The organism is Caballeronia sp. NCF2, assembly GCF_023631205.1.
Classification (GTDB): Bacteria; Pseudomonadota; Gammaproteobacteria; order Burkholderiales; family Burkholderiaceae; genus Caballeronia; species Caballeronia zhejiangensis.
The window spans coordinates 61643-70118 of sequence record NZ_JALQDN010000020.1; the positions used below are offsets into that span (position 1 = coordinate 61643).

Genomic DNA, 8476 nt, shown 5'->3' on the forward strand with positions numbered 1-8476 from the left:
CGCCTTCTCGTCGTACCGGGAAAGTGTCAAGAGCGAGTTGCGCCCGCGCGCCCGTGGAATGATTCCGGCGGGCGCATCGAGCGTCGATGAACGCTTAGTCGTTCTTCGTCTTGATGACTTTCTTGCCACGATAGTAGCCGTTCGGGCTCACGTGGTGGCGCATATGCACCTCGCCCGTGCTCGGCTCGACAGCCAGCGGAGCCGTCGGGAGGAAGTCGTGGGAACGGTGCATGCCGCGCTTCGACGGCGACTTCTTGTTTTGCTGAACTGCCATGATTACTCCAGAAAAATTTTGCGAATTCTAACACAGCCCGATCCGCCGACAGCCCTCGGCCGTTCGGCCATCGGGTGCGCACATCGCGCTACCAGTTTGTTGCGTGCTACAAAACCATTTCAGTGCTTCTTGCCGTCGGAGCCGCCCTTGAGCTTCTCCAGCACGGCAAACGGATTCGGCTTTTCGTCCTCATCCGTCACACCGCTTTCATCCGGCTCGTCGTCCGCCGTGCCCGGAAGCAGACTTTCGTGCGTCTCGGGACATACGTTGTGCTTGGGCACGAGCGGCAAGGACAACAACAACTCCTCTTCGATCAAGTCGACGAGATCGAACTGGCGCGAGCCCACGATCACTTCCACTTCATCGTCGTCGAGCGGAAATTCGTCCGCTTCTTCTTCCGTCGCCACGATCCGATATGTCGCATCGACATCGAGATGCTGCGAATACGGCTGAAGGCAGCGCTGGCACGTGAGCCACACCGAACCGTGCACCGCAAGACGCAGATACGGCTGCGGCGCCTCCGTGCCGTCGTCCTGCAATTCCGGCTGGGTCGAGCCCTCGCCTTGCCAGGTGAACACGGTATCGCCGTCTGGCACATCAGCCGGCACTTCGGCTAACATGCGCGGCATCTGCGACACACGCAGCGCGCCGGCCGATTGCCTGCCGCTCTTGGCGAATTCGTAAATGTCGAGCGCGCGCGGATCGGCGGGGCTCACAGGTTTGCCAGGATTCTGAGTCATGTGCGCTCCTGCTTGGCCTTACTTGGGTTAGTGCTACCGGTGAGTGCTCAGTATGCACCGCGACTCGGCTTAAATGCAGCTTCGATGCAGGCCCGACTTGCCCGAATTTGCCCCAATTTGCATCTGGCCGGCATCATGCTGTCTGACCTCGTGCTTTCTGACTCTTCGGCTCGACCGGTTTCATCGATGACAGGAGAGCCTTCGCCCGCGCACGTACCGATGAAAAGCCCAAAATCATATCGGCTTTGTTCTTTCGAGTCAAATACTTAAGGGCTGAATCGCAGCCCGTCGTTTTTACACCCTTTTTTGTCCGGTTCGTCTCATGTCTGAAGCTTCGAAATCGCCGCCACGCCTGATTCTGGCGTCCAGTTCACCTTACCGGCGCGAATTGCTCGAACGCCTGCGCATTCCGTTCGACGTCGTGTCGCCCGATATCGACGAAACGCCGCTCGCCAACGAAACGCCCGAAGCGACCGCGGTTCGGCTCTCGATCGCCAAGGCGCGTGCGGCGGCCGGACGGAGCGGCAACGACGCGAACGCCCTCGTGATCGGCTCCGATCAGGTGGCGACCTTCGACGGCAAGCAGATCGGCAAGCCCGGCACGCACGAGAAAGCCTTCGCCCAGCTCCAGGCGATGCGCGGACGCAGCGTCGAATTCCACAGCGCGCTTTGCCTGTTCGACAGCCGCACGGGCGACGCGCAATCCGCCGATATCGTCACGCGCGTGCGGTTTCGTCGCTATTCGGACGCCCAGATCGAGACGTACCTGCGCGCCGAAACGCCGTACGACTGCGCCGGCAGCGCCAAGGCGGAAGGCCTGGGCATCGCGTTGCTCGAAGCGATCGAATCCGACGATCCCACCGCGCTGATCGGCCTGCCGCTGATCGCACTGACCGGAATGCTCGCGAACGCCGGCCATCCGGTGCTGGAGGCGGCATGAGCGGCGTTCTCTATCTGATTCCGAACACGCTCGGCGAAGGCGACGCCGACGCGCTCGCCCAAGTTCTGCCCGAACCGGTGCGCGGGCAGGCGGCCGCGCTCGCGTACTACATCGGCGAAAACGCCAAAACGACGCGCGCCTTTCTGAAGAAAGTGGGCACCGAACGTCCGATTCAGGAAATCGAGGTGCGCGAGCTGAACGTGAACACGCCGCCAGCGGAAATCGACAAGCTGCTCGCGCCGATCCTCGCCGGCACCGACGCCGGCCTCGTCTCCGAAGCGGGCTGTCCCGCCGTCGCCGATCCCGGTGCGTTGCTCGTGCGGCGCGCGCATCAGCGTGGCGTGAAGGTCGTGCCGTTCGTCGGACCGAGCTCGATCTTGCTCGCGCTGATGGCTTCCGGCATGAACGGCCAGAGCTTCGCGTTCAACGGCTATCTGCCGGTCGATGCCGGCGAACGCGCGAAACGGCTGCGCGAGCTGGAGCAACTGTCGCGCAAGGCCAATCAGACGCAGATTTTCATTGAGACGCCCTATCGCAATAAGGCGATGCTCGACGCGCTCATCGCTGGCTGCGCGCCGTCGACGCTCATTTGCGTCGCCGTCGATCTGACGCTGCCGGGTGAAAACATCGTCACGCGCACGGCGGCCGACTGGAAGAAGCAGGCCGCGCCGGACCTGCATAAGCGCCCGGCGATCTTCCTCTTGCTGGCTTCGTAAACTCAGCGCAACTGAGGCTTGCCGCCGAGCGTGAGCGCGCGCATGGCGGCATCGCCCACGGATGCGCCGAAGCGCCGCACCACACGCTCGCTGATGCTTTCCTTTTGCGTGTAATCGACGATATCCGGCTGCTTGATGACCTCGCGCGCGACATAGTTGGCGTCGCCGAAACCATCGGCGAGACCGAGCTCGACGCTCTTTTCGCCGGTCCAGAACATGCCCGAGAACAGCTCCGGATCGTCCTTCAGACGCTTGCCGCGCCCGAGCTTCACGGCATCGATGAACTGCGTGTGGATCTGATCGAGCATTTCCTGCGCGTGCGCGTTCATCGCGGGCGTTTCCGGCGAGAACGGGTCAAATGCGCCCTTGTTCGCGCCCGACGTGTGCATGCGGCGCTGGATGCCGAGCTTGTCCATCAGGCCCGTGAAGCCGAAGCCGTCCATCAGCACGCCGATCGAGCCGACGATGCTCGCGCGGTCGACGTAAATCTTGTCCGCCGCCGCCGCGACGTAATAGCCGCCCGACGCGCACATGTCGTCGACGACCACGTACAGCGGCGTCTTCGGATACTTCGCGCGCAGCCGCCGGATTTCGCCGTTGATGATTCCCGCCTGCACCGGACTGCCGCCCGGACTGTTGATGCGCAGAATCACGCCCGCCGTGTTCTCGTCCTCGAACGCGCTCTGTAGCGCACCGTCGATGTTGTCGGCGCTGGCATCGCTGTTCGCGGAGATCTCGCCCTGCAGATCGATGAGCGCCGTGTGCTTGCCAGCCTTCGCGGCACGATCGCCGGTGAAATCGAACACGCCCCAGGCGATCAGCGCGATCACGCCGAGAAACAGGAAGCGAAAGAAGATGCGCCAGCGACGCGCGGCGCGCTGCTCGCGAATCGCGGCGAGCGCGATGCGTTCTAGCGCTTCGCGCTCCCAGTTGTCGTTATTGCGCGGCGGAATGTTGTCGGACATGCGTCGTGGATGTGTAGAGATTGAATCAGGCGGGACGCACGGCGTCGTCGGGCAGCCAGAAGACCGCGCGCCCTTCCGGCGTGTCGCGCTCTTCGACCGTCACGGCCCGCAGGCGCGCGCCGCGGCAAGGACCGCCGACGCATTTGCCGGTATCGGGCTCGTAGATCGCCCCGTGCGTCGCGCACATCAAGTATAGGCCCGAGCTTTCGAAGAACTGGCCCTCGTTCCAGTCGAGCTCCATCGGCACGTGCGCGCACCGGTTCAGATAACCGAACGCTTCGCCGCCGTATCGGACGAAGAACACGACCGCGTCGCCGCTCGCTTCGGTCGCGTTGACGCGCACGCCCGCGCCGCCATCGACGAGTTCGTCGGACGCGCATACCCGCACCGGTTCGCTCATGCGTGCTCCCGCAGCCAGCCGGCGAGCGACGCGACGCTGTCGGCGCAGTACTGCGGCTTGAGCGCCGCGAGAGAATCGGCCGGATGCGCGCCATAACCGACGCCGACGCCCGCCGCGCCCGCGTTGATCGCCATCTGCAGATCGTGCGTCGTGTCGCCGATCATCACCGTGCGCCCGAGATCCTGCCCGAGCTCGCGCGTCAGTTCCTGCAACATTGCGGGATGCGGCTTCGAGAACGTTTCGTCCGCGCAGCGCGTGCTGTCGAAGAGGCTCGTGAGCCGCGATTCGTCGAGCGCGCGATTCAGCCCGACGCGGCTCTTGCCCGTCGCGACCGCGAGAAAATAGCCGAGATCGCGCAATTCCTGCAGCAGTTCGCGCACGCCGCCGAAGAGTTCGGTTTTCTGGCCCATCGTCAGGAAATGGAAGCGGTAACGTTCGGCCAGGCGCGGATAGTCGGACGGATCGAGCGTCGGCGCGCATATCTGCAGCGCGTCCTTCAGGCCGAGGCCGATCACATAGCTCGCGGATTCATCGGCGGGAACCGGCAGCCCGAGGTCGCGGCACGCGGCCTGAATGCTGCGCGTGATGTGGACGGTCGAATCCATCAGCGTGCCGTCCCAGTCGAAAACGATCAGATCGAATTGCTGCCGCGCCATTTACTCGGTCTCCCGGTTTTTCAGTTGTTCGATGAACCGTTTGCACTCGACGGGCAGCGGCGCTTCGAATTGCAGCGGCTCGCCCGTCGCCGGGTGCGTGATTTTCAGTCGATACGCGTGCAAAAACATGCGTTTCAGCGACGGCTTCGCGCTCGGGCGGGCCAATTCCTTGTTCAGCGCGAAATCGCCGTATTTGGCGTCGCCCGCGATCGGCAGGCCGATGCTCGCCATGTGCACGCGAATCTGGTGCGTGCGGCCGGTTTTCAGCTCTGCCTCGACCCACGCGTAGTCGCGCCAGCGCTCGATCAGATTGAAGACCGTATGCGACGGCAGCCCGTTCTCCTGGATTCGCACGCGCCGCTCGCCATCCGCTGCGACATATTTATGCAACGGCGCCTTGACGATGCGCCGGCGGCCCCAGTCGCTCTGCCAGTCGCCGTGACCGCACGCGTAATAGCGCTTGTCGACCCGATTTTCGCGAATCTGCTCGTGCAGCCCGACGAGCGCCTGGCGCTTCTTGGCGAGCATGAGCACGCCCGACGTCTCGCGATCCAGCCGATGCACCAGTTCGAGAAATTTTGCGTGCGGCCGCGCATTGCGCAACTGCTCGATGACGCCGAACGCGACGCCGCTGCCGCCATGCACCGCGACGCCGGACGGTTTATCGATGACGATCAGATGGTCGTCCTCGAAGAGAATCGGGAATTCGGCGGCGGGCGCGTTCGACGACACCGGCGCCGCGTCCTGCTGCGCGATGCGGATCGGCGGCACGCGCACGAGATCGCCCAACTCGAGCCGGTAAGCCGCGTCGATGCGTCCCTTGTTCACGCGCACTTCGCCACTTCGGAGAATGCGGTAAATATGGCTCTTCGGGACGCCCTTGCAGACGCGCAGCAAAAAATTGTCGATCCGCTGACCGGCGGCCGTTTCGTCGACTTCGATCATCGACACTTGTTCGCTTGCGACCTGTTTATGGGATGTTTTGCCTAACTCATTCATTCTGAATATAATTTGCGAGCAGCCTGAAAAGGTCGACGCTTAGGATCAAGCAGCGGCCGAATTATTCAGACTGTATCGGTGCAAGCGATAAACCATCATTTTACTTGCGCCCAAGGTCGGTTGCTCACCCGGAAAATCGAGAGCGACGAGTTGCACGCACGGCGATATCACCGGCAAGGACGGAGCCCACAGGCGCGTTCGGTCGAGTCGATCGCCGACGGTAACGGATTTTTGGTCAAAAAGAATTTTATCGGCGAGAAGCGACGGCGCCCGGCAAAACCGGATGCCAGCCCGGATCGACCCTGCCGTCGAGCGGGAGAAAAAGGCAAATCGACGCTCGCCGATTTTGCGAACAACTGACGGCGAAATCGCTGCTGCGCTGATTTCTGCGAAGCGCGACAACGCCGCAAACGAGGCGAGACATGCGGCCGCGAGCCGACGGGAGCCGACAGAAACAAGTCGGGCCCGCGGCCGTGCCGGCGCGGCAAGGCAGCAAAGAGGATCGGTTACGAAGCATCGCGCCGGTTTGCGCGAGACCGCTCTTCCTCGCGGCCGCCGTTGGGAGGAATCAGGCTCTTTGCAAGAGCGCAGGCCGGTTCGGCGCGTCCATTTTGAGACGCGGAGCCGCAGCGCCGCCGTTCATCCTCGCCACGAGCCGAGCGATCTGTCGTACGTCTCGCAGTTGCTTCGCAATGCGCCCCACGGCGCGGCTGTCCGATGCGGAAGCCGCGGCCTGCTTTCGGCAATTCTCCCGCCAGAAGTCCCGCTCCAGCGTGCTTTGTGACAACACACAAAAAAGCGTGGCACGCCCACCTTCCCGCTTCGCGCGCGTGATGTATCAGTCACCGACGCCGATTCGCACGACGAGGGAGGACGGAGCCATTCTGGAGCCGTTTCATGAAACGAATGCTGTTTAACGCGACGCAGCAAGAGGAATTGCGCGTCGCCATCGTCGATGGGCAGAAGCTCATCGATATCGACATCGAAACCGCCGGGCGCGAACAGCGCAAAGGCAACATCTACAAGGGAGTCGTCACCCGCATCGAGCCGTCGCTCGAAGCCTGCTTCGTCAACTACGGCGAAGACCGCCACGGCTTCCTGCCGTTCAAGGAAGTCGCCCGCCAGTATTTCCGCGATGGCGTCGAGATGCGCTCCGCGCGCATTCAGGACGCGCTGCGCGAAGGCCAGGAACTCATCGTCCAGGTCGAGAAGGAAGAGCGCGGCAACAAGGGCGCGGCGCTGACCACGTTCATCTCGCTGGCCGGACGTTACCTCGTCCTGATGCCGAACAACCCGCGCGGCGGCGGCGTGTCGCGCCGCATCGAAGGCGACGAACGGCAGGAACTGCGCGAAACCATGGCGCAGCTCGAACTGCCGGAAGGCATGAGCATCATCGCGCGCACGGCGGGTATCGGCCGTTCGGCGGAAGAGCTCCAGTGGGACCTGAACTACCTGATGCAACTGTGGCGCGCGATCGAAGCCGCGTCGCAGAGCGGCGTCGCCGGCCAGCCGATGCTCATTTATCTCGAATCGAGCCTCGTCATCCGCGCGATTCGCGACTACTTCCAGCCGGATATCGGCGAAATTCTCATCGACACGACCGAAATCCATGACCAGGCGCGCGCCTTCATGGATATCGTGATGCCCGACAACCTCTCGAAGGTGAAGCGCTATCACGACGACGTGCCGCTCTTCTCGCGCTTCCAGATCGAGCATCAGATCGAAACCGCGTACTCGCGCACGGTGCCGCTGCCGTCGGGCGGCGCGATCGTGATCGATCACACCGAGGCGCTCGTCGCCATCGACGTGAACTCGGCGCGCGCGACCAAGGGCGCGGACATCGAGGAAACCGCGACGCGCACCAATCTCGAAGCCGCCGACGAAGTCGCGCGTCAGCTTCGTCTGCGCGATCTGGGCGGGCTGATCGTGATCGATTTCATCGACATGGAATCGGCCAAGAGCCAGCGCGAAGTCGAGCAGCGCCTGAAAGATGCGTTGAAGCACGACCGCGCCCGCGTACAAATGGGCAAGATCTCGCGCTTCGGCCTGATGGAACTGTCGCGTCAGCGCCTGCGTCCGGCGCTGTCGGAAGGCAGCCACGTGACGTGCCCGCGCTGCAACGGCACGGGTCACATCCGCGATACCGAATCGTCCGCGCTGCAAGTGCTGCGGATCATCCAGGAAGAAGCGATGAAGGAAAACACCGCGGCGATCCATTGCCAGGTGCCGGTCGAGGTGACCGCCTTCCTACTCAACGAAAAGCGCTCGGAAATCAACAAGATCGAGTCGCGCTTCAAGGTCAATGTCGTCCTGATTCCGAACAAGCATCTCGAAACGCCGCACTACAAGCTGGAGCGTCTGCGTCACGACGATGCGCGTCTCGACGATCCGCGCGCGTCGTGGAAGATGGCCGTCGAAGCGGCGAGCGAGCTCGAATCTGAAACGGGCTACAGCAAGCGCACCGAAGAGGTGAAGCCGAAGCAGGAAGCGGCCGTGAAGGGCATCACGCCCGAGAAGCCCGCGCCGAGCGCGCCGGTGAAGCCCGCGCCCGTCGAGGCCGCGCCCGCGCCGACGCCCGTTCCGGCGAGCGGCGGATTCATCGCGTGGATCAAGAATCTGTTCGGCATTCAGCCTGCGCCGCAACCCGCGCCGGCTCCGGTCGAAGCGCAACCGGCCACGCGCGCGCCGCGCGAACGCGGTGAACGCACCGGCGGCGGCGATCGCAACCGCAATCGCCGTAGCGGCGGCGCCGCGCGCGAAGGCCTGTGTCTTATAAACATCTGACG

The 8476-nt window shown here is 63.4% G+C and carries 9 protein-coding genes and 1 pseudogene; 3 read left to right on the forward strand and 7 right to left on the reverse strand.

Annotation, left to right across the window (positions count from 1 at the left end; genetic code table 11):
- Nucleotides 1-94: 94 nt before the first annotated feature.
- Together rpmF and NCS02_RS10135 are read right to left on the reverse strand one after the other, a co-directional pair.
- On the reverse strand, nt 95-274 hold the full coding sequence (rpmF, locus tag NCS02_RS10130; protein ID WP_008342254.1) for a 50S ribosomal protein L32: 180 nt from the start codon (nt 272-274) through the stop codon (nt 95-97).
- A gap of 119 nt (nt 275-393) precedes the next feature.
- Complete coding sequence (locus NCS02_RS10135) at nt 394-1014, reverse strand: DUF177 domain-containing protein (RefSeq protein ID WP_250440015.1); 621 nt, start codon at nt 1012-1014, stop codon at nt 394-396.
- A 322-nt stretch (nt 1015-1336) separates the two neighbouring features.
- Between NCS02_RS10135 and NCS02_RS10140 the strand changes: the two genes are divergently transcribed.
- Nucleotides 1337-1954: a Maf-like protein gene (locus tag NCS02_RS10140; RefSeq protein ID WP_034473541.1), complete on the forward strand. Its 618-nt coding sequence runs from the start codon at nt 1337-1339 to the stop codon at nt 1952-1954.
- A complete protein-coding gene (locus NCS02_RS10145; protein WP_008342260.1) occupies nt 1951-2670 on the forward strand; it encodes an SAM-dependent methyltransferase in 720 nt (239 codons plus the stop codon). Before NCS02_RS10140 ends, NCS02_RS10145 begins: the two co-directional genes overlap by 4 nt.
- Nucleotides 2671-2672: 2 nt before the next feature.
- On the opposite strand, the gene NCS02_RS10150 is transcribed toward NCS02_RS10145, so the two are convergent.
- From NCS02_RS10150 to NCS02_RS10170, 5 genes are read right to left on the reverse strand one after another with little or no spacing between them, the layout of a single operon-like run.
- Nucleotides 2673-3635, reverse strand: coding sequence for a S49 family peptidase (locus tag NCS02_RS10150; RefSeq protein WP_250523040.1), 963 nt, complete (start codon nt 3633-3635; stop codon nt 2673-2675).
- Nucleotides 3636-3660: 25 nt separating this feature from the next.
- Nucleotides 3661-4035 carry a Rieske (2Fe-2S) protein gene (locus tag NCS02_RS10155; RefSeq protein ID WP_008342264.1) on the reverse strand — a complete coding sequence of 125 codons (375 nt, stop codon included), beginning with the start codon at nt 4033-4035 and terminating at the stop codon, nt 3661-3663.
- Nucleotides 4032-4691: an HAD-IA family hydrolase gene (locus NCS02_RS10160; protein ID WP_008342265.1), complete on the reverse strand. Its 660-nt coding sequence runs from the start codon at nt 4689-4691 to the stop codon at nt 4032-4034. The genes NCS02_RS10155 and NCS02_RS10160 overlap by 4 nt, the downstream gene beginning before the upstream one ends.
- Nucleotides 4692-5690, reverse strand: a complete 999-nt coding sequence (locus NCS02_RS10165) for an RluA family pseudouridine synthase (RefSeq protein ID WP_034473545.1) — start codon at nt 5688-5690, stop codon at nt 4692-4694.
- Between the two features lie 45 nt (nt 5691-5735).
- Nucleotides 5736-6092, reverse strand: a complete 357-nt coding sequence (locus NCS02_RS10170) for a hypothetical protein (protein ID WP_144403826.1) — start codon at nt 6090-6092, stop codon at nt 5736-5738.
- A 495-nt stretch (nt 6093-6587) separates the two neighbouring features.
- Here NCS02_RS10170 and NCS02_RS10175 point away from each other — a divergent pair.
- Nucleotides 6588-8450: pseudogene (locus NCS02_RS10175) on the forward strand (Rne/Rng family ribonuclease); the annotation flags it as partial.
- Between the last annotated feature and the right edge of the window lie 26 nt (nt 8451-8476).

Excerpts from the sequence above, each read along its gene's own strand:
- NCS02_RS10155 (WP_008342264.1), bottom strand. The coding sequence starts at position 4,035 with ATGAGCGAACCGGTGCGGGTATGCGCGTCCGACGAACTCGTCGATGGC.
- NCS02_RS10165 (WP_034473545.1), bottom strand. The coding sequence starts at position 5,690 with ATGAATGAGTTAGGCAAAACATCCCATAAACAGGTCGCAAGCGAACAA.
- NCS02_RS10160 (WP_008342265.1), bottom strand. The coding sequence starts at position 4,691 with ATGGCGCGGCAGCAATTCGATCTGATCGTTTTCGACTGGGACGGCACG.
- NCS02_RS10145 (WP_008342260.1), top strand. The coding sequence starts at position 1,951 with ATGAGCGGCGTTCTCTATCTGATTCCGAACACGCTCGGCGAAGGCGAC.
- NCS02_RS10150 (WP_250523040.1), bottom strand. The coding sequence starts at position 3,635 with ATGTCCGACAACATTCCGCCGCGCAATAACGACAACTGGGAGCGCGAA.
- rpmF (WP_008342254.1), bottom strand. The coding sequence starts at position 274 with ATGGCAGTTCAGCAAAACAAGAAGTCGCCGTCGAAGCGCGGCATGCAC.
- NCS02_RS10140 (WP_034473541.1), top strand. The coding sequence starts at position 1,337 with ATGTCTGAAGCTTCGAAATCGCCGCCACGCCTGATTCTGGCGTCCAGT.
- NCS02_RS10135 (WP_250440015.1), bottom strand. The coding sequence starts at position 1,014 with ATGACTCAGAATCCTGGCAAACCTGTGAGCCCCGCCGATCCGCGCGCG.